This window comes from Streptomyces sp. NBC_01716, assembly GCF_036248275.1.
In the GTDB taxonomy this organism is placed as follows: Bacteria; Actinomycetota; Actinomycetes; order Streptomycetales; family Streptomycetaceae; genus Streptomyces.
Map to the genome: position 1 here is coordinate 281,934 of NZ_CP109181.1, position 19,261 is coordinate 301,194.

Consider the following 19,261-nt stretch of genomic DNA (forward strand, 5'->3'; position numbering starts at 1 on the left):
GCACATTGCCGGGGTGCGCCCCCAGTCTCCGTACCGTCTCGCCTTCGGCGCTCCGCACCGGTGCCACGACGCACGAACCATCGCCGCTCGCGCGTGAAGGTAGTGACCCGCTGCCCGTACCCGCACATCGTTATCCGGGTGGAGACCGCACGGCGCGGCTGGTAGTTTGCCGGTCATGACCAGCCCCGAGGCCGACAGACTCTAGCCACCGGTCGCCCGGTGGCTGATCCGCTGTCGAGTTGACGCCCGTACGACCGTGAGGGTCGTGCACGAGTGCTCGGTACGGCTGTTGCCGCCGGTCCGCCGTCGTGTGGGCCGCCTCTGAACGTCGGCACTCGCAGAGTCCCGCGTTTCCGCGTCTCCTGTTCTGTCCGGTCCGTCCTGGCCACCCTCGGTGAACTCCCAGGGCCTGCCCGACGGTTGGCAGAACTCCGCCGCGTTGCCCCCTGCGCCGTGACACGCCGTCATGCCGCCTCACGGTCGCGGCCCACCTCCCCCGCATCACATGACAGGCCGTCAATTCCTCTGCCTCCCATGGGGTTCCTTCATGCCATTCGCTGTCTACGTGCTCGGGCTCGCCGTCTTCGCCCAGGGCACCTCCGAGTTCATGCTGTCCGGGCTCGTCTCGGGCATCGCCGAGGACCTGCAGGTGTCCATCCCCGCCGCGGGGCTCCTGACCTCGGCATTCGCCGTGGGGATGGTGATCGGCGCGCCGTTGATGGCGCTCTTCAGCCGTAAGTGGCCGCGCCGCCGCGCACTGCTGATCTTCCTGACCGCCTTCGTCGCCGCGCATGTCGTCGGCGCCGTGACCCCTGGTTACGGGGTGCTGCTCGCGACCCGGATCGTCGGCGCGCTGGCCAACGCGGGATTCTGGGCGGTCGCCCTGGTCGCCGCGCTCGCGATGGTCGAGCCGGCGGCGCGGGCGCGTGCCACGTCGGTCGTGGTCGGTGGTGTCACCGTCGCCTGTGTGGTGGGCGTGCCCGCCGGGGCGCTGCTGGGTGAACACCTGGGGTGGCGGGCCGCGTTCTGGGCGGTGGCTCTCGTGTCGCTGCCCGCCCTCGTCGCGATCGTGACCTCGGTACCGGACAACAGGCCCGCGACGACCACGAGGTCCTCGGCCGCGAGCACCGGAACTCCCACCGTACGGGCGGAGTTGCGCGCCCTCACGGGCCGGCGCGTGCTGCTCACGCTGCTGACGATGGCGCTGGTCCAGGGCGCGACGTTCGGCGCCTTCTCCTACCTCGAACCGCTGGCCACCCACGTCACCGGACTCGGCGACGGATGGGTGCCCGCCCTGCTGGCGCTGTTCGGTGTGGGGTCGTTCGTCGGCGTCACCGTCTCCGGCCGTGTCGCCGACGCGCGGCGGAGCACGTTCGTCCTGGCCGGGATGGTGTCTCTCGCGCTCGGCTGGAGCGCGCTGGCGCTGGGCGCGGTGAGTCCGTTGGCGGTGGTGGCGCTCGTCCTCGTCCAGGGGATGCTCGCGTTCGGCACCGGTTCGGCGATGATCTCCCAGGTGTTCCAACTGGCGCCCGGCGCACCGACTCTGGCCGGTGCCTTCGCGACTGCGGCCTTCAACGTCGGTGCGGCGGCCGGTCCCTGGCTCGGCGGGCTCACCATCGACGCGGGCCTGGGCTTCCGGTCACCGGTGTGGGTGAGCGCGGTGCTGATGGTCCTCGCTCTGATCACGGCCGGTGTCACCCGTCTCGTTTGCTCGCCGGAACTCACGACAGCTTCAGTCGCAGTGAAAAGCTAGACCCCTCTCAATAATGAAAGGCCGCTCCTGTGCCGGTCGGCAAAGACACCTCCAGCCCGGACACGCCGCTCGGGAGGTGGGAATGCGCAGCGCCCGCCGAGGTGGTGCGGCTGTTCTCCGTCCTGCGTTGCCCGTGGTGGATCGCGGGCGGTTACGCGATCGAGTACGCCGTCGGCCATGCCTTCCGCCCCCACGGCGACATCGACGTCCTGCTGCTGCGCCGCGACCAACTCGCGGCGCAGCAGGCCCTGGTGGGCTGGGAGTGGTGGGCCGCCGATCCGCCGGGCACGCTGCGCCCCTGGGCGTCCGGCGAGACCCTGCCGGTCGGCGTCCACGACATCTGGTGCCGCCCCGGGCCCGGCGAGCCCTGGAAAATCCAGGTCATGCTCGACGAATCGCACGGCGGGGAGTGGACGTCGCGCCACGATCCCCGGGTGCGCCGCCCCGTCGGAGAGCTGGGCGTGACCTCCCCTGAAGGTGTGCCGTATCTGGCACCCGAGGTGCAGCTCTTCTACAAGGCGCGGCAGCTCCGCCCCAAGGACGAGGAGGACTTCACCGCCGTACTGCCGCTGCTGGCCCGCGACGGGCGTGACTGGCTCGCGCGGGCGATCTCCCTGGCGTACGGCCCGCAGAACCGATCCCGCACCGAAGTCTCGCATCGCCTGCATCCGTGGCTCGCGCGGCTGGAGCACGCGGGCGACCGGTGAGGTGATCGGCCGCCGCTCGTCACACCCGCCGCGTCCCACACGTCAACACGGTGAAGGAACGCACCGACGGGTGGGGTCGAGAGGTACGGCGATGGACGACAACGAATTCCTGGCGAGGCGCTTCGAGGCGCACCGCACCCATCTGCGGGCGGTGGCCTACCGGATGCTCGGTTCGCTGAGCGAGGCGGACGACGCCGTCCAGGAGACGTGGTTCAAGCTGCACCGCTCCGACACGAGCGAGGTGGAGAATCTCGGCGGCTGGCTGACGACGGTCGTGGGCCGCGTCTGCCTGGACATGCTCCGCTCGCGTAGCTCACGGCGTGAGGACCCGCTGGAGGAGCCCGTACGGCTGCCCGACCCGATCATCAGCGGCGCGGCGGGCGTGGACCCGGAACACGAGGTGCTGCTCGCGGACTCGGTCGGGCCCGCGCTGCTCGTGGTGCTCGAAGCGCTGACTCCGGCCGAGCGGCTGGCCTTCGTCCTGCATGATCTGTTCGGGGTGCCGTTCGCGGAGATCGCCCCGGTCGTCGGCCGCACCCCGGCCGCCGCGCGGCAGCTCGCCAGCCGTGCCAGGCGGCGGGTGCGGGGGGCGGCTCCGGCCCCCGACCCGGATGTCGTCAAGCAGCGCGAGGTCGTGGACGCGTTCCTCGCGGCGGCGCGGGACGGTGACTTCGACGGGCTGGTCGCGCTGCTCGACCCGGACATCGTGGTGCGTTCGGACGGCGGGACGCTGCGTCCTGGCGGTCTGGTGCGCGGCGCTGCGGCCGTCGCGGGCGGGGCGATCTTCGCGGCCCGGTTCGCCGAGGTGTCGCGGCCGGCGCTCGTCAACGGCGCGGCGGGAGTTGTCGCGACCACGGACGGGCAGCCGGTCTCGGTCATGGCGTTCACGATCTCCGGGGGAAGGATCGCCTCCATCGACATCCTCAACGACCCCGAGCGGCTGGGCCGGCTCGATCTGACGGTCCTGGACGGCTGAGCGAGGGGTGTCAACTCATGGCAGTGAGCGGGTGCGGGTCAGGCAGGGCGCCGTCGGAGCCCTTCGAGGGCCTGGGCGAGTGCCACTTCCAGGTAGTCGATCCGGTCGGTCGCCATCAGCATGCCAGCGCCGCCCGAGACGGCGGTCAGGATCGCGGTCGCCGACTCTTCGGCGTCGACGGACGCGTCGATCTCTCCCGCGTCCTTGAGTGTCCGCACCCCGGCGACGAGATGGGCGTGCCAACGGTCGTACAGGCCGGTGACGATGGTGCGCGTCGCCGGGTCCGCCATGCCGAGCTGGCTGGTCAGCGCCGAGAGCGGGCAGCGCTGCCGCTGCGCGTCGTACCTCTCGATGATCCGCCGGTGCCAGGCATCCCAGGCGTCCCAGGACGTGAGATCGCCGAGCATCGGCTGCTGGTCCGCCAGCACCTGCTCGGCCTCGTACTCGGCCACGGCAAGCAGCAGGTCGGACTTGCCGGCGGGGAAGTAGTGGAAGAGCTGGCTCTTGCTGGTGGCCGTCACCGCCCGGATGTCGTCCAGATTGACGTTGGCGACGCCCCGCTCGCGCAGCAGACCGGCCGCGCCCTCCACGATCCGCTGTCTGGTGCGGGCACCTCTGGCTGTCAACACATCGCCGAGGCTACCAACTCTGGACCGCACAGTCCATTTCACGTGTTACGTTGTGGACCAGGCGGTCCAGTCTCAGTCTGGCCCCGTCCGACTCCCACAGGAGAAGCGCACAGTCATGGGCACACGTCTGCGGAACAAGACAGCTCTCGTCACGGGATCCACCAGCAATATCGGCCGGGCGATCGCCGTCACCCTCGGGGCCGAGGGGGCGCATGTCATCGTCTCCGGCCGCAGCACGGAGCGCGGCGCCCAGGTCGTCGAGGAGATCAGATCGGCCGGCGGGCGCGCCGACTTCGTCGCCGCCGATCTCGACGGGACGTCCCGGGCGAGCCGCACGCTCGCGGAGGAGGCGACGTGCGCGCTCGGCGGGCGGATCGACATCCTCGTCAACAATGTCGGCGTCACCACGGGTGGCGCGAGCACGCCGGACACCACCGAGGCGGACCTCGACCTGGTGTACGCGGTGAACGTGAAGGCACCGTTCTTCCTCACCGCGGCGATCGCTCCCGCCATGGCGGCGGCGGGCGGCGGCGCCGTCATCAACCTCGGGTCGTGGGTGGCCCGCCTCGGCATCCCGGTGGGCAGCGGGTACGCCGCCACCAAGGGGGCGCTGGAGACCCTGACGCGGGCCTGGTCCGCCGAGTTCGGCCCGCGCGGGGTGCGCGTCAACGGCATCTCGCCCGGGGTGGTGCGCGCGCCCGAGCCGGGTGACACCGGGCCGCACCCGGCCGCCGCCATGATGAACGGCACGCCCGCCGGAACCACAGGGATGCCGGACGCGGTGGCCCAGGCAGCCGTGTATCTCGCCGGGGACGAGGCCGCTTTCGTGCACGGCACGGTGATCGACGTGGACGGCGGACGGGTGGGCGTGGCGGTCATCTCCGCCGCGTGAGCCCTGGTCGCGGACCGGCGCGGACCGGCGCGGCCCCGGGCGCCGGCAAGCAGGCGGCGGGGAGGCCCGCAACCGGTGGATCGACGAGCGGAAGGACTCGCCGATAAGATGTCAACACCGAGTTGACACCCTTACCCCTGTCAACCTACCGTTGACACATGACGCATCCCATCCGGCTCGACGATCTGATCGACGCCATCAAGAAGGTTCACACCGACGCTCTCGACCAGCTCTCCGACGCGGTCATCGCCGCGGATCATCTCGGCGACGTGGCGGATCACCTGATCGGTCACTTCGTCGATCAGGCACGACGCTCCGGCGCCTCCTGGACGGACATCGGCCGCAGCATGGGGGTCACCCGGCAGGCCGCCCAGAAGCGGTTCGTCGCGAAGGCCCAGGACGAGGGGACCGACCTCGACGCCAGCCAGGGGTTCAGCCGCTTCACCGACCGGGCCAGGAAGGTGGTGATGACCTCCCAGGAGGAGGCCCGCGCCGCCGGCAACGACCAGATCCGGACGGAACACCTCGCGCTGGGCCTGCTGAGCGAGCCCAAGGGAATCGGCGCGCTGGCCGTCTTCGCGCAGGGCGTGACGGCGGAAGCCCTGCGTGACGCGGTCGAGGCCGTCCTGCCCCCGGCCGTCGGGGAGGTGCCCGACCTCATTCCGTATGACGCGGGCGGGAAGAAGGCCCTGGAACTCACCTTCCGCGAGGCCCTGCGCCTGGGGCACAACTACATCGGCACGGAGCACATCCTGCTCGCCCTGCTCGAACAGGAGGACGGCAAGGGGGTACTCAGTGGGCTCGGTATCAACAAGCCGGCCACCGAGTCCTACGTCTCCGAGGCGCTGACCGCCATCGTCGCCGCACAGGAGAACGCCTGATCCGACCCGGCTCCGGCTGTCCCCGCCCGGTATTCCCGAGCGGTACGCCGCCGGCCCCGGCGCGCCTCCTCGCGAGCGCGCCGGGGCCGGCGGCGTACCGGCGTAATCCTCAAGGTCGTCCGGCCGCCGGGACCTCCTCGTCCGCCGGCACCGGACCGGGCGGGGTGCCGTCCCCGAAGGGCCGGCCGCCCAACTCCTCGCGGTGGTGCGGTGTCAGCCAGCCGGAGAGATCGGGTCCCAGCGGGACGATGCCGGTGGGATTCACACCCGTGTGCACCATGTAGTAGTGCCGCTTGATGTGATCGAAATCGACCGTGTCGCCGAAGCCGGGCGTCTGGTAAAGGTCCTTCACATACGCCTGGAGCACCGGATCCTCGGTCAGTTTGTTGCGGTTGCACTTGAAGTGCCCGTGGTAGACGGCGTCGAAGCGCACCAGCGTGGTGAACAGCCTGATGTCGGCGTCGGTGAGGCTGTCCCCCACCAGATACCGCTGACCGGCCAGCCGCTCCGACACCAGGTCGAGCCGGCGGAAGACATCGCGGTACGCGCGCTCGTAGTCACTCTGCTTCGTCGCGAAACCGGCCCGGTACACACCGTTGTTGACGTCCAGGTAGATACCCTCCATCACCTCGTCGATCTCGTCGCGCAGCGGCTCCGGGTACAGATCGGGCGCGCCGGGCCGGTGCAGCGCCGTCCACTCGGTCGCGAGGTCGAGCGTGATCCGCTGGTAGTCGTTGGTGACGAGTTTCCCGCTCGGTACGTCCACGATCGCCGGCACACTGACACCACCGGGGTAGTCCGTCTCGCGCGCGTCGTACGCCTCGCTGAGGAAGCGGATGCCCAGCACGGGGTCCCGGTCGTCGGGGTCGAGGCTGAAGCGCCAACTGCGCTCGTCCTGGATCGGATCGGCGATGGCGAGCGAGAGGGCGTCCTCCAGGCCGAGGAGCCGCCGGGAGACGAGGGCGCGGCTCGCCCACGGGCACGCGCGGCTCACCACCAGCCGGTAGCGACCGGCCTCCACGGGCCAGCCGTCCCGGCCGTCGGCCGTGATGCGGTCGGTGAAATGACTCCTGGAACGCTTGAAGGGCTTCTTGGCGTGCGCCGCGTTCCCCTCCCTGCCCTTGGCTTCCCTGGCGCCGGTTGCGTCGCTCATGACCATCCTTCCCCGGTGGACCCCTGAGGAGAGCCCGGGGCCGGCCTTCGACCATCGGCCGGCCGCTCTCCCCCACGGTGTCCAGCATGCGCGGAAACACCGGTACGGGCAGCGTGGACCCCTCTTATGCCGCACATAAGTACGTCCCGGATGGCGCAACACGGACAGGTGTGGGTTTGTTGTAGCGACGCGTGCGCGCTGTTCACGCACCGTGACCAACACGGTGTGTGCCTACCCGTGAAGTTCGACGCAAGGGAGCCGCGCCATGCCGCTCGACCCCACCCCCGCCAACAACGAACACCACTTCGACGAACTGCCCGACCCGGACGCCCATGGGCCCGCCGGACCGCGGGACCCGCTCGCGGAGTCCGGCGAGGAGCCCATACGCACGCTGCTCTGGACGGCCGCTACGTATCGCCCGCTGGAGGAAGTGGCAGCGCTGGTGATGCTGCTCAAGCGGACGGGTGAGGTGCCCAACCCCGGTGACGAGGCCCTGCGGGTCGCCGCCGTGGCGCGTCCGATAGACGAGGTCATGCGGCTCGTCGCCATGCTGAACGAGCCGCCGCACGAATTCGACGAGGCCGACACGACGCTGCGCGCCGCGGCCGTGGGGCGGCCGATCGAGGAGGTGGCGCAGCTGGTCTCGTACCTCGGCACCCACGAGAACGAGCCGCCCTTCGCGACCGCCCCTCAGAACGCGGACCATCGGAGGCCGGCGCCCAGAGCGTTCGGGCGGCCCGACGAGGAAGCCCGGCCCGGCGAGCCCGACACTCGCGACGACCGCCGCGAGGGCCCCATCAACCTCGTCAGCCTCGCCGACCCCATGGCCCACACCTCTCGCCGCCCCGAGCCGGAGCACGAGCCCGAGCCCGAACACGTCGCTCCGTGGATGAGCGCCCCGGCCGGTCCCCCGACCGAGGTCCCGCGCCTCGCCCCGCCGGCCGGGCCCCGCGATCGGGACCGGGAGCGCGACCGGGACCGTTCGGCTCCGTCCGCCCTGCGATCCCCTCTGCGTTCGCGGCTGCGCCGGCCCGCCGCCGTCGCGCTGCTCGCGTGCGGTGTGATCCATCTGCCCACCGACTTCGCCGGTCTTCGGTCCGGCGGCTACGCGGACGCCGTGTCCCTCGTCGTCACCGTGCTCTGCCTGATGTTCGGCGCCTGGCTCGCGGTGGCCGACACCGCGCGGATCTGGGCGGCGAGCGCGGCAACGGCCGTCGGGGCCATCGCGGCTCACACCCTGTCGAGCCTCGGCACCACCGATCTCCTCCAGAGCAGTCTGGGCGCGGAGTTCGGCTGGGCGAGTCTCGCGGCGGTGGGCTGCGCGGGGGTCACACTGGCGCTCGCGGGCTTCGCCCTGATGCTCCGCCAGAAGACAACGGAGGAGGCGCCCCTGCGGTCGCCGGCGGCGGGCAGCCCCTACGACGCCTGAGAATCCCCACCTCACACCCCGTCCCCCGTTCGCGGTCTGTCACCGGCCACGAGCGGGGGACGGTCGCGTCGCGACGCTCCATCAGCCGTTCGATCGGCCGTGACCGGGCCCTGCGGCGGTCCAACTGATCGTTCACACAAGCCTCTTGACGTGCACGCGACTGCCTGTATGGTCTAGGCCAAGTGGTAAAGACCTTTGCCGAATGCACGCGCGGATGAATGCCTTCGGAAAAGGCCGCACGCCACCGCCCTTCGCGCCTCTTGGCCCCACACCTGAGAGGCCCGCCCGCACCGTACTCATGTCCCCCCACGGACCGGTACGGAGCGGGAAGACCTGATGTGAAGGAGTACGTATGCATTCGAAGAGGAAGATGGCCGTCGCCCTCGGTGCGGTGATCGCGCCGATCGTCGCGATAAGCCTTCCCGCCGGTTCCGCGAGCGCCCACGGTTATATCTCCGACCCGCCGAGCAGGCAGGCCCAGTGTGCCGCCGGAACCGTCAGCTGCGGTGACGTCAAGTACGAGCCCCAGAGCGTGGAAGGCCCCAAGGGCCTGACCAGTTGCAGTGGCGGGAACTCCCGCTTCAGCGAACTGGACGACGACGGCAAGGGCTGGGCGGTGACCCCGATCGGCTCCAGCCAGAACTTCAACTGGAAGATCACCGCGCGGCACTCCACCAGCACCTGGCAGTACTTCGTCGGCGGCCAGAAGGTCGCGGAATTCAACGACGGCGGCGCGCAGCCCGGAGCGACGGTCACCCACAACGTCAACTTCGGCGGTCTGTCGGGCAAGCAGGAGATTCTCGCGGTCTGGAACATCGCCGACACCGCGAACGCGTTCTACGCGTGCATCGACGTGAACATCGGCGGCTGACGAATTCTCCCGCGGAGCCGGTAACCACGATCCCTCCGCCGAAGAAGCACTGACCGCCGGGCGTTCCCCCGGTGCCCCTCCCTGTGCCGGACGGTGCCCGATCCCCGCGCCGGTGAGCCCCTGATCTGCGAGAAGGGGCTCACCGGTGCCGCTCGACCCACCCCCCACACACCTGGGCCGCGGCATGTCTCCGAGGCCCTTTCAAGGAGTGAATCCCTTGCGTAAGCGCCTTATCGGCCTGTTCGCCGCGACCGCGTCGGCCGCCGCTCTCTCCCTGACGTCGCTCGCCCCTCTCTCGTCCGCCGCCGAGGAGGGCGCCGCCGACTTCATCGTCAGCGAGTCGCAGTTCAACCAGATGTTCCCGAACAAGAATCCCTTCTACACCTACGGCGGGCTGAACGCCGCGCTGAGCGCGTACCCGGGATTCACGGGAACGGGCAGTGACACCGTACGTAAGCAGGAAGCCGCGGCGTTCCTGGCGAACGTCAGTCACGAGACCGGTGGACTTGTCCATGTGGTCGAGCAGAACACCGCCAACTACCCGCACTACTGCGACGCTTCACAGCCTTACGGCTGCCCGGCCGGCACCGACAAGTACTACGGCCGCGGACCGATCCAGCTCAGCTGGAACTTCAACTACAAGGCGGCCGGGGACGCGTTGGGCATCGATCTGCTCAACAACCCCGACCTCGTGCAGAACGATTCCGCCGTCGCGTGGAAGACCGGCCTCTGGTACTGGAACACCCAGACCGGCCCCGGCACCATGACCCCCCACAACGCGATCGTGAACGGCGCCGGATTCGGCGAGACCATCCGCAGCATCAACGGCAGTATCGAATGCAACGGCGGAAACCCCGCCCAGGTGCAGAGCCGTATCGACAAGTACACCCAGTTCACCGGAATCCTCGGTGTGGAGCCGGGTGGCAACCTCAGCTGCTGACGCGGCCCTTGGGACGCGTACGAGGGGTGGCACCGCCGGTGACGGCGGTGCCACCCCTCGTCGCTGTCGCCCGCGCGCTACCGGTCGGCCTCGTCCGCGCCGCCGGTGCGCTCGCACCTCTCGTCCAGCGCGCCGGTGACGTAGTGGATATGGATGCCTTCCTCGCCCGGTGCCCGGTCCGGGCGCAGGATCAGATGCTCGTCGTAGTCGCCGCCGTTCTGACTGCGGTACGGGATCGGCTCGGTGTCGGGGATCGTCAGGAGCCTCTGCCGCAGCTGGCCCACGGCCGTCTTGTACTCCGCGTCGGAGAGTCTGACCGCGCCGTTGACGACGAGCGGCGGCACGACGGTCATGCCGGGATACCACAACGTGCCGTGCAGCAGCGGGAACAGGACGTCGTTGATGTCGCCGTGGATACCGCGCGGTCCGGTCGTCGCCGCGTTGGCTCCGACCGTCGTCAGCACCAGGGCGCGCCTGCCGACGAGTCCGCCGCTGCCGTACCGCTGGGCCCTGCCGGTCACCGGGTCGAGCACGCCCTGGGCGAAGCCCTGGATGAACAGCCGGTCGAACCAGCCCTTGAGGATCGCCGGCGGCCCGAACCACCAGAGCGGGAACTGCACGACGAGGGTGTCCGCCCACAGAAGTTTCTCCTGCTCCCGGCGGATGTCCTCGCTGAGCGTGCCGTTCTCAAGCGCGTACTGGGACTCTTCGAGGACGTCGAGCCGTTCGCCGGGGTCGTGGTGGAAGTCGCCGTGACCCACCACCGGGTTCCACTCCATGGCGTACAGGTCCGACTCGACCACCTCGTGGCCGTGTTCACGGAGCACGGCGATTCCCTCGTCGCGCAGCGCGCCGTTCAGGGAGCGCGGATCAGGGTGGGCGTACAACCAGAGCACTCGCACGGCGCGTCACCTGCCTTTCCTCGGTACGACGACGGCGTTGGCCGATTTTCCATGCTACTGCCGTGCCTTCGGAGCCTTTTGGGGACGCCCGGCTCCCGTCACATCGCCAGCCGGGCCGCCACGGAGATCCCACCGGCCATGAACCCGACGCCGACCAGCATGAACGCCCACTGCGCGCCGTGCCCGTAGCCCTCTATCCGCATCCGTTCCGGGCGCCGCGGGTCGTAGCGGATCCGGACGGGCGTTCCGGGCTTGAACCTGCCGACCCATGACCGCCCGTACGGCGACTCCACCTCCATCCGGCGGCCGTCGCCGGTGACCCACCCGACGACCGGGCGGTGGATCCGGTCGCCCTGCCCGCTGGACGTCGTCTCCAGCCGGACCACCCAGCCCGCCGCCCGTACTCCGTCGCGCCGCAGGGCGAAGATCCGCCAGAAGCCCACGAATCCGATCGTGAAGACCACGGCGCCGACAACGGCGAACCCGAGAGGGAACAGCCAACCCGACACAGAACACACTCCCTCACGGCGCCACTCACCGTCGCCGGTCAACCTACCCGCGGGTCGGAGCGGGTCGCCAGGCCCGCGGGCCCGCCCACCCCTGACTCGGCACGGCCCTCGGTACGCGGTAGGGGTGTACTCAGCAACACCCCAGACCTGGGTCGTACGCCCAATGTGCCCGCGTCCGGCGCCGCGTAACTTCTCACTCGTGGCACAGAGCGTGTCCCAGGGGAAGGAAAGACCATGTTTCGTCGTAGGAGTACGACCGGAGGGGCCAGGAGCCAGGAAGCTCTGCGCCTGGTCAAGGTCGCGAAGGTCTACGGCACGGCCGAGAACGCCGTGACCGCTCTCGACAGCGTGTCCCTGAGCCTTTCCACCGGTTCTTTCACCGCCGTCATGGGGCCATCGGGCTCCGGCAAGTCCACTCTCCTCCAGTGCGCGGCCGGTCTCGACCGGCCCGACAGCGGCCAGGTGATGGTCGACGGCGAGGAGATGACAGGCGGCAGCGAGGCGGCCCTGACCAAGTTCCGCCGCCGCCGGATCGGCTTCATCTTCCAGCAGTACAACCTCCTGCCCACCCTGACCGTCGCCCAGAACACCGTCCTGCCGCTGAAGCTCGCAGGCCGCCGTATCGACAAGGCCCGCGCCAGGGAGATCCTCACCCAGGTCGGCCTCGGTGACCGCCTCGGCCACCGGCCCGACCAGCTCTCCGGCGGCCAGCAGCAGCGCGTCGCCATCGCCCGCGCCCTGGTCACCGAGCCCAGCGTGATCTTCGCCGACGAGCCCACCGGCGCCCTCGACATCCGCAGCGCGCGAGGTGTGCTGCGGCTGCTCCAGGAGACCGTACGCATCCACGGACGCACCGTCGTCATGGTCACCCACGACCCGGTCGCCGCCTCCTTCGCGGACTCCGTACTCTTCCTCGCCGACGGCCGCCTGGCCGGACATCTCAGCAGGCCGACCGTCGACGCCGTCGCCGAACGCCTCGCGCACCTCGGAGACACCGTCAACCGTCACCAGACGCACGTGGGGGTGTGAGCGATGTTCACTCTGGCCATGCGCTCCATCGTCCAGCGCCCCGGACGCCTCATCGCGACCCTGCTCTCCGCGTTCCTCGGCTCCGTGATCATCATGTCGTTCAACTCGATGCACGACACGGCGGGCGGCGCGAACATCGACGACCGGAGCTCCGAGACCCTCACCACCGCCGCGACGGTGGTCGGCGGCTACGGCACGCTTCTCGTCTTCTTCGCCATCGCCTCCACCCTCACCGTCAACGTCCGCCAGCGCGGCGAGGAGATCGCACTCCTGCGCAGGACCGGTGCCACGCCGGCCCAGATCAAGCGGATGATCGTCGTCGAGTCGGCCGTCGTCGCGGTCGTCAGCATGCTGCTGGCGATCCTGCCCGCGAGGATCGGCGGCGAGCAGTTGCTCAACGTCTTCAAGGACACCGATCAGGTGGCCGGGAGCGTGGACTTCGTCTTCGGCCCGATCGCCCTGACCGCCGGGGTGAGCGTCGGTCTGATCGCCGCGATCGGCGCCTCGTTCCTCGCGGTCCGCCGGGCCACGAAGGCGGCGGCGGGCGGCGCGGAGCCGGGTGGCCGGGGACGTAACATCGCAGGCTTCGCGGCCCTTGCCCTCGGTATCGGCAGTGTCGGCTCCACCTTCGCGTTCGACAAGACGGACGACGCGCTCATGGCGGCCCCCGCCTACGGTGCGATTCTCATCTCCGTGGGATTCGCGGTCTTCTCACCGGTGCTGCTGAAGTTCCTGCTCGGCAAGCTGGCACGGCCGATCACGCTGCTCACCGGCGCGAGCGGTTATCTGACGGTGCACAACATGCGCCGGCGCGCCGCGCAGCTGTCCGGTGTACTCATGCCGCTGATCCTCTTCATCGGCATGGCCACGGCCACCCTCTACATGCAGGCCGTCCAGAACGACGAGCTGGACACCTCGGGCATCACCCGGTCGGTCGACGACAAGAGCCTGGAGACGCTCAACTTCGTCGTGGTCGGGATCATCGTGGTCTTCGCCTGCATCATGCTGATCAACACGCTGTACGCGGCGACCACTTACCGCACCAGGGAGTTCGGCCAGCAGCGGCTGGCCGGGGCCACTCCGTCCCAGGTACTCCGGATGGTCGCCATCGAGTCCCTGGTCCTGACCGTGACCGGCGCCTTCTTCGGCACGCTCGCCGCCGCGGCCGGAGCCGTCCCGTTCAGCGTCGTCCGGGTCGACGCGGTCCTTCCCGGCCAGGGGCCGGGGATCTGGCTGGCCATCGTCGGGATCGGTGCCGCGGCGACAGTCGTCACCAGCGTCGGTACGGCGTACCACGCACTTCGCACCCCAGCCGTCGAGGCGGTGTCGCTCGCCGCCTGATGCAACCCCCCGCTCAGGCGCGGAAGACACTCGCTCACGCCGCCAAGGGCAGTCGCATCCAGCGACTGCCCTTAGTGGCGTTCCAGCGTGCGTGCGTGCCAGACGCCGCGCGCCAGGCGGGATCTGTCAGACGCGGCCTAGGCCGACTCGGAACCGTTGATCTTCTCGATGGCCTGCCTGGCGTGTTCGCCCGGAGTGCGGCCCGCGAGCGCCGACACCGGGGCCGGCGGCGGCGCCGCGACGGGCCGGGCGGGTTCCTGCGGGGGCTTCGCGTGCGAGGCCGAGCGGCTGCGCAGCCGGTGGCTGACCGCCTCGTCGAGACTCACGGGACGCTGCATCTGGTGGGCAAGGCGGCCGGCCTCCTGGCCGAGCGCGGCGACGTCCTCCCACTGGAGGCGCACGACGAGTCGGAGCTCGGCCTCGCCGTCCGGGAGCGCTTGCAGGTTGCTGAAGTCGTTCATGGGCCGGTCTCCTCGACATGGCAGGGGCGAAGGTGCACTGAGGGATACGGGGATCTCCCCCGGCATGTTCAGGAATCCGGCCCCGGTACGCTGACCGTTCTATGCGCCGCTTCCCCCACACCGGCCCGACGCACCACGGCCGCACCGTCGTTCTCGCGGCTCTGGCCGTCGTGACGGCCCTCGCGGGTGCCGCGGGCTGCGCGGCGGAGACCGGGGCACGGGACGACGGCCCGGCGCCCGCCCTCTCGCCGCCGGTCAGCTCGGCGCCGCTGTGGCCCGACTACGCGCCACCGGTGCCACCGTCGAACGGGGACACCGAGGCCGAGCGGGCCGTCCAGCGGTACCGGCCGGTCAGGGACGTCACCGTACCGGCGGGCGGGCTGAGGAAACTGCCGGTGCGGCAGTTGCTGACGAACGACCCCAACGTGCCGGAGTTCGTACGGGCTGCGGTCCGGAACTGCCCGGGGGCCAAGTGCGGTCTGCGCGACCCCGTTTACAAGGACCTGACCGCCGACGGTCGGGACGAGCTGGTGGTGGCGCTGGACGAACCGGCCTCCGGGCTGACGCTCATCCAGGTCTACCGGGCCTCGGGCGACACCGTGCGGCCGGTGCTGATCAGCTGGGGGCCGGTGGGCCTCACCGGCGAGACCTTCGGCACGGACCTGATCCTCACGTCGGCGGGTCAGAACGGCCGGGTGACCACCCGTTACCGGTGGAACGGCGACGTGCTGACCGTCGAGAACCCGTGGAACACCTCGGACGACGCGCGGGCACCCGATCCGCTGGCGCCCGAGACCGCCGTACCGAGCGAGGCGACGCCCGTTCCACGGCCGGGTACCGGCCCGGACGCGGGCATCGGCGCCGGCACGGACAGCGAGAGGCGGGCACCGTGATGAGGTCGGCACGTCCGTCGCCCGCCACGGCGGCGGAGGCGCGTCTGCTGCTGGTCGAGGACGACGAGGTGATCCGCAACACCGTCCGGATGCTCCTCGAACGGTACGGATTCACCGTGTCCACGGCCGGCGACGGCCTCACGGGGCTGGAGATGTTCCGCGAGACGGACCCCGATCTGCTGCTTCTCGATGTCATGCTGCCCGACCTCGACGGCATCGGACTGTGCCGCCGGGTAAGGGAGTTGAGCCTGGCACCGATCCTGATGATGTCCGCGCGCGGCGACGCGCTCGATGTTGTCGCGGGGCTGGAGGCGGGCGCCGACGACTATGTGGTCAAGCCCTGCGAGAGCGCGGTCCTCGTCGCCCGTATCCGCTCCCTGCTGCGCCGGGTCTCGTTCTCGCCCGCCGCAGCGGGCCGCACCGCTGGGACCGGCGGCCGCGCGGGCGACGGCGGGCGGGTGGACTCCGCCGTGCTCGCCTTCGGCGATCTGACGGTCGACACCCGGGGCATGGAGGTACGGCGCGCCGGACAGGTTGTCGCGCTGACGCCGACCGAGCTGCGGATGCTCCTGGAGTTCGCCGGTTCGCCCGGTGTCGTGCTGGAGCGCCGGACCCTGCTGAGCCGGGTGTGGGACCACGCCTGGCACGGTGACACCCGGGTCGTCGACCTCCATGTGCAGCGCCTGCGGGCGAAGATAGGGGCCGACCGGATCGAGACGGTCCGCGGCTTCGGCTACAAGCTGCGGCGCTGACCATGCCTCTGAGATGGCGGATCGCGGCTCTGGTGGCGGCTGCCGCCTGCGCGGTCGCCGCGGCGGTCGGTGTGCTGGTGCACGAGTTCTCGCGGGACCGTGAGCTGTCGCAGGCGCGGGAGGCCGCCCGCGTCACACTCGACCGGGCGGCGGTGACGTACTCCCGTACCGGCGACGTCCAGGGGTCGGGCGCGGCCATCGACGCGCCGGGGCTGCCGGGCGGTCTGCGGAATCTGGTCGCGAAGGGGCGCCGGGGTACGGAGTTCACGACCGGGTCCGGCGGGCCCGCGATGTGGGCGGCCCGGCCCGCCGGGAGCCGGGTGCTGTCGGTGCGTGTCGACATGAGCGGCACGATGCGCGACATCGGCGCGCTCGACGCCAGCATCGTCGTGGCGGGTCTGATCACCACCGCCGTGGTACTGCCGCTGGGCGTCGTGACCGCCGCGCGGATGAGCCGCAGGCTGCGTACGGCGGCCGGTACCGCGCGCCGTATCGCCGCCGGGGATCTGGACGCGCGGATCGCGGCGGGGCCGCGGCCCCGCGACGAGATCGCCGACATCTCGAACGCCGTGGACACGATGGCCGGCGCGCTCCAGAAGCGGCTTCTCGGCGAGCAGCGCTTCACCGCCGATGTGGCGCACGAGCTGCGTACGCCGCTGATGGGGCTGGTGACGGCTGCCGAGCTGCTGCCGGAGGGTGAGGCGGCCGGGTATGTGCGTGACCGGGTGCGGGTGCTGAGCACGCTGGTCGAGGAGTTGCTGGAGATATCGAGGCTGGACGCGGGGGCCGAGCACGCGGATCTGTCGCCGTGTCCCGTCGGAACGCTGGTACGCGACGTGGTGGCGCGTGCCGGGCTGGAGGCGAAGGTCCTGGAGGAATCGGGGGCGGACGGGGAGGCCGCTTCCGTGACGACGGACTCGCGGCGGCTCGATCGCATCCTCACCAATCTGGTGGTCAACGCGCACCGCCACGGCCGGGCTCCCGTCGTGGTCACGGTGTCGGGGGACGGCAGGACCGTGGCCGTACGCGACCACGGCCCCGGCTATCCCGGGACGCTGCTCGACGACGGCCCTCAGCGCTTCCGGACCGGCGCCCGCGAGCGCGGTACGGGGCATGGGCTCGGCCTCACGATCGCACTGGGCCAGGCCCAAGTCATCGGCGCCGCACTGGAGTTCGGCAACGCACCCGACGGCGGCGCAGTCGCCACCCTGCGGCTGCCCGAGCGGACCTCTCCGGCGATCGAGGACGAACCGCCCGTCCGGGACACACGAGTTGGACCGCTGATACACGGCTGATACGTCTCCGCGCGGCGGCCGACACCTTCCTTCGCCTTGACGAAGATCTTCGGCGCCGAGGATGACGCCATGCGTATGCGTCTCCGTCGTCTCCTCACCTGGCGCAAGGCCCTGATCGCCTTCGTCACCCTGTGTCTTCTGGTCCTCGCGGCGTTCACCGTGCTGTACCTGGTCATCGACATCCCGAGACCCAACGAGCAGGTGAAGGCGCAGAGCAACGTCTATCTGTTCGCCGACGGCAGCAGACTCGCCCGTACCGGCGAGGTCAACCGCGAGTCCGTACCGCTCGACCGGGTGCCCGGGGACGTGCGGCGCGCGTTCGTCGCCGCCGAGAACAAGGACTTCTACAGCGACTCCGGTGTCTCCCTGTCCGGCACGGCGCGCGGCGTCTTCAGCACGCTGACCGGCGGCGGCAAGCAGGGCGGCTCGACCATCACCCAGCAGTACGTGAAGAACTACTACCTCAGCCAGGAGCAGACGGTCACCCGCAAGGTGAAGGAGCTGTTCATCTCCCTCAAGGTGGACCGGCACAACTCGAAGGACGACATTCTCGCGGGATATCTCAACAGCAGTTACTACGGGCGGCTCGCGTACGGCGTGCAGGCCGCCGCGCGCACGTACTACGGCAAGGAGGTCGAGGACCTCGGCGTCGAGGAGGGCGCGTACCTGGCGGCGCTGCTCCAGGCGCCCAGCCAGTACGACTGGGCCGTCGCCTCCCCCGCCGACAAGAAGAAGGCCAAGGCCCGCTGGGGCTATGTGCTGGACAACATGGTCGGCGAGGGGTGGCTCGACAAGGACGAACGGCGGCGGATGCGTTTCCCGGTGCCCGTGGCGCCCAAGGCGTCGGCGGAGCTGGCCGGGGACGCCGGCTATCTGGTGGACACCGCCCGGCGCGAGCTGATCGCCGCGGGGGTCGGTGAGCAGGAACTGGCGGGCGGCGGCTGGCGGATCACGCTGAACATCGACCCGGACAGGCAGCGGGCGCTGCGTGAGGCGGTGACCGCCGGGCTCACCTCGCCCGGCGACGCTGCGGAGCCGGAGCCGAAGGCGCCCCGGCGGGATCCCGACCGGCAGGCGGGTGCGGTGTCCGTGGATCCGGAGTCCGGGCGGATCGTGGCGCTGTACGGCGGCGACGACTACTTCAAGCACTATCTGAACAACGCGACACGCGCCGACTACCAGGCGGGCCCGACGTTCGCGCCGGTGGTTCTCGCCGCGGGGATCGAAGCCAAGAAGAACGGGCGTTCGAGGGTGGGCCGGGACATGATCAGGCAGACCGCGAAGAAGCTGGGGATGACGGCGGACCCGGCCGGCTTCGCCGCGCCGCAGGCCACGTCTCTCGGGCTGATGGGCGCGAGCCCCCTGGAGATGGCCGGGGTCCATGCCACCCTGGCCAACGACGGCAAGAAGGTCACCCCGTCGATCGTGAAGTCCGCGCGGCGCGGCGACCGGACCGTCGAACTGCCGGAAGCGACCGGCGAGCAGGCGGTCGGCAGCGCGTCCGCGCGATTCGCCCACGCCTCTGCCTCGGGGATCCCGCGGCCGGTTGGGGGCACATGGCCGGGCATGTCCGTTCCGCCGCTGACGGATGCCGCTCAGGTGGGTGGCAGTACGGGTGCCTCGGGCCACACCGACGACAGGAAAGCCGAGTGGTTCATCGGTTCGGCCCCGGAGGAGGTGACCTCGATCGCCTTGTTCGGGGAGAGCGCCAAGACGGGCAAGCAGGTCGCGCTCACCGGCATCGAGGACGACCCCACGGAGTACATCTGGAGTGTCTACCTCAAGGCGAGGGCCGCCGAACCGGCGGAGCGCGAGGGTTCTTGACGGTACGTCAGGAACGGTGTGCGC

General features: G+C 70.5%; 19 protein-coding genes. 14 read left to right on the plus strand and 5 right to left on the minus strand.

Annotated features, from left to right (window positions below; genetic code table 11):
- Window positions 1-547 precede the first annotated feature (547 nt).
- The 3 genes from OIE74_RS01300 to OIE74_RS01310 all read left to right on the plus strand — a co-directional run bounded on the left by OIE74_RS01300 (window position 548) and on the right by OIE74_RS01310 (window position 3,436).
- Complete coding sequence (locus OIE74_RS01300) at window positions 548-1,753, plus strand: Cmx/CmrA family chloramphenicol efflux MFS transporter (protein WP_329377462.1); 1,206 nt, start codon at window positions 548-550, stop codon at window positions 1,751-1,753.
- 29 nt (window positions 1,754-1,782) lie between these two features.
- Window positions 1,783-2,460, plus strand: coding sequence for a nucleotidyltransferase domain-containing protein (locus tag OIE74_RS01305; protein ID WP_329377464.1), 678 nt, complete (start codon window positions 1,783-1,785; stop codon window positions 2,458-2,460).
- Window positions 2,461-2,551: 91 nt separating this feature from the next.
- On the plus strand, window positions 2,552-3,436 hold the full coding sequence (locus OIE74_RS01310; protein WP_329377466.1) for a sigma-70 family RNA polymerase sigma factor: 885 nt from the start codon (window positions 2,552-2,554) through the stop codon (window positions 3,434-3,436).
- A 38-nt stretch (window positions 3,437-3,474) separates the two neighbouring features.
- Here OIE74_RS01310 and OIE74_RS01315 read toward each other — a convergent pair whose 3' ends face one another.
- A complete protein-coding gene (locus OIE74_RS01315) occupies window positions 3,475-4,065 on the minus strand; it encodes a TetR/AcrR family transcriptional regulator (protein WP_329377468.1) in 591 nt (196 codons plus the stop codon).
- 115 nt (window positions 4,066-4,180) lie between these two features.
- Between OIE74_RS01315 and OIE74_RS01320 the strand changes: the two genes are divergently transcribed.
- Window positions 4,181-4,957, plus strand: a complete 777-nt coding sequence (locus OIE74_RS01320; protein ID WP_329377470.1) for an SDR family NAD(P)-dependent oxidoreductase — start codon at window positions 4,181-4,183, stop codon at window positions 4,955-4,957.
- A 158-nt stretch (window positions 4,958-5,115) separates the two neighbouring features.
- Entirely contained in the window at window positions 5,116-5,838 is a 723-nt protein-coding gene (locus tag OIE74_RS01325) for a Clp protease N-terminal domain-containing protein (RefSeq protein ID WP_329377472.1), read from the plus strand.
- A 109-nt stretch (window positions 5,839-5,947) separates the two neighbouring features.
- On the opposite strand, the gene OIE74_RS01330 is transcribed toward OIE74_RS01325, so the two are convergent.
- Entirely contained in the window at window positions 5,948-6,991 is a 1,044-nt protein-coding gene (locus OIE74_RS01330) for a glutathione S-transferase family protein (RefSeq protein WP_329377474.1), read from the minus strand.
- A 265-nt stretch (window positions 6,992-7,256) separates the two neighbouring features.
- Here OIE74_RS01330 and OIE74_RS01335 point away from each other — a divergent pair, with 265 nt between their 5' ends.
- From OIE74_RS01335 to OIE74_RS01345, 3 genes are all read left to right on the plus strand, one after another.
- Entirely contained in the window at window positions 7,257-8,420 is a 1,164-nt protein-coding gene (locus tag OIE74_RS01335; protein WP_329377476.1) for a hypothetical protein, read from the plus strand.
- A gap of 352 nt (window positions 8,421-8,772) precedes the next feature.
- The gene (locus OIE74_RS01340; RefSeq protein WP_329377478.1) at window positions 8,773-9,291 is read left to right on the plus strand and encodes a lytic polysaccharide monooxygenase auxiliary activity family 9 protein; all 519 of its coding nucleotides are present in this window, start codon (window positions 8,773-8,775) and stop codon (window positions 9,289-9,291) included.
- 217 nt (window positions 9,292-9,508) lie between these two features.
- Window positions 9,509-10,231, plus strand: coding sequence for a chitinase (locus OIE74_RS01345; RefSeq protein WP_329377480.1), 723 nt, complete (start codon window positions 9,509-9,511; stop codon window positions 10,229-10,231).
- Window positions 10,232-10,308: 77 nt separating this feature from the next.
- Here the strand turns inward: OIE74_RS01345 and OIE74_RS01350 are convergent, their stop codons facing one another.
- Both OIE74_RS01350 and OIE74_RS01355 read right to left on the minus strand, forming a co-directional pair.
- The gene (locus tag OIE74_RS01350; protein WP_329377482.1) at window positions 10,309-11,133 is read right to left on the minus strand and encodes an NAD(P)H-dependent oxidoreductase; all 825 of its coding nucleotides are present in this window, start codon (window positions 11,131-11,133) and stop codon (window positions 10,309-10,311) included.
- A 98-nt stretch (window positions 11,134-11,231) separates the two neighbouring features.
- Window positions 11,232-11,642, minus strand: coding sequence for a DUF3592 domain-containing protein (locus OIE74_RS01355; RefSeq protein ID WP_329377484.1), 411 nt, complete (start codon window positions 11,640-11,642; stop codon window positions 11,232-11,234).
- Window positions 11,643-11,876: 234 nt separating this feature from the next.
- Here OIE74_RS01355 and OIE74_RS01360 point away from each other — a divergent pair, with 234 nt between their 5' ends.
- Window positions 11,877-12,671: an ABC transporter ATP-binding protein gene (locus tag OIE74_RS01360; RefSeq protein WP_329377486.1), complete on the plus strand. Its 795-nt coding sequence runs from the start codon at window positions 11,877-11,879 to the stop codon at window positions 12,669-12,671.
- A gap of 3 nt (window positions 12,672-12,674) precedes the next feature.
- A complete protein-coding gene (locus tag OIE74_RS01365; RefSeq protein ID WP_329377488.1) occupies window positions 12,675-14,012 on the plus strand; it encodes an FtsX-like permease family protein in 1,338 nt (445 codons plus the stop codon).
- Between the two features lie 137 nt (window positions 14,013-14,149).
- Here OIE74_RS01365 and OIE74_RS01370 read toward each other — a convergent pair whose 3' ends face one another.
- Window positions 14,150-14,473, minus strand: a complete 324-nt coding sequence (locus OIE74_RS01370; RefSeq protein WP_329377490.1) for a hypothetical protein — start codon at window positions 14,471-14,473, stop codon at window positions 14,150-14,152.
- Between the two features lie 101 nt (window positions 14,474-14,574).
- On the opposite strand from OIE74_RS01370, the gene OIE74_RS01375 reads away from it, so the two are divergent.
- From OIE74_RS01375 to OIE74_RS01390, 4 genes are all read left to right on the plus strand, one after another.
- Window positions 14,575-15,366 carry a hypothetical protein gene (locus tag OIE74_RS01375; protein ID WP_329377492.1) on the plus strand — a complete coding sequence of 264 codons (792 nt, stop codon included), beginning with the start codon at window positions 14,575-14,577 and terminating at the stop codon, window positions 15,364-15,366.
- Entirely contained in the window at window positions 15,366-16,118 is a 753-nt protein-coding gene (gene cseB / locus OIE74_RS01380) for a two-component system response regulator CseB (RefSeq protein ID WP_329377494.1), read from the plus strand. The genes OIE74_RS01375 and cseB overlap by 1 nt, the downstream gene beginning before the upstream one ends.
- A gap of 2 nt (window positions 16,119-16,120) precedes the next feature.
- Window positions 16,121-17,413 carry a HAMP domain-containing sensor histidine kinase gene (locus tag OIE74_RS01385; RefSeq protein ID WP_329377496.1) on the plus strand — a complete coding sequence of 431 codons (1,293 nt, stop codon included), beginning with the start codon at window positions 16,121-16,123 and terminating at the stop codon, window positions 17,411-17,413.
- Between the two features lie 69 nt (window positions 17,414-17,482).
- Window positions 17,483-19,237: a transglycosylase domain-containing protein gene (locus OIE74_RS01390; RefSeq protein ID WP_329377498.1), complete on the plus strand. Its 1,755-nt coding sequence runs from the start codon at window positions 17,483-17,485 to the stop codon at window positions 19,235-19,237.
- The last annotated feature ends 24 nt before the right edge of the window (window positions 19,238-19,261 follow it).